Source organism: Vibrio sp. YT-19(2023) (assembly GCF_033337395.1).
In genome coordinates this window covers 1-514 of record NZ_JAWOQN010001169.1, presented here as the reverse complement: position 1 = coordinate 514, position 514 = coordinate 1, and the positions used below count along the sequence as shown (strand labels likewise).

Genomic DNA, 514 nt, shown 5'->3' with positions numbered 1-514 from the left:
GAATTTGCAATCGAAATTCTCGCCTCGTGGTTTTAGCCACTCAGTTTGATATAACGGAGGACTTAATTCTTACCGTATGGGTAGTTTTCGAACATTTTCGCCACTTCTTCTGTGATCAAATTTTCCCTTTTCTCAGTACTCATTGATTCGGTTAACTTGCGGCTTGAAACGCCTTTCCACACAACTTGGTTCGCCTTACTATCCACCAGCTCTACCACTAACTTCCCGTATTTGCGTTCTTTATATCGTTCAGGGCTTGATGTAATCACACCAAAGCTGTTCCATCCATAACCGACGCTAAAAGAAGAACCAGACGATACCAACTCCGACTCCTCAACGATATCGTGATGAACGTATAAATCACCACCACTTGCAACTCGAGAAAGCCCTTTCGATTCCAGTTGAGCAGCCAAACCTTGTTCTATACGGCGTCCATCGATACTTGCTGGAGCATCATTTTGAGTACCAAAATCAAACGTTTTGTAAGAAGCGAAGTCCGCTTGTTTATCCAAGT

The 514-nt window shown here is 43.2% G+C and carries 1 protein-coding gene; it reads right to left on the bottom strand.

Going from position 1 to position 514, the window contains the following annotated elements:
• Nucleotides 1-62 precede the first annotated feature (62 nt).
• A partial coding sequence (locus R7E78_RS30655) for a DUF4136 domain-containing protein (RefSeq protein WP_318059214.1) occupies nt 63-514 on the bottom strand: 452 nt, incomplete at its 5' end.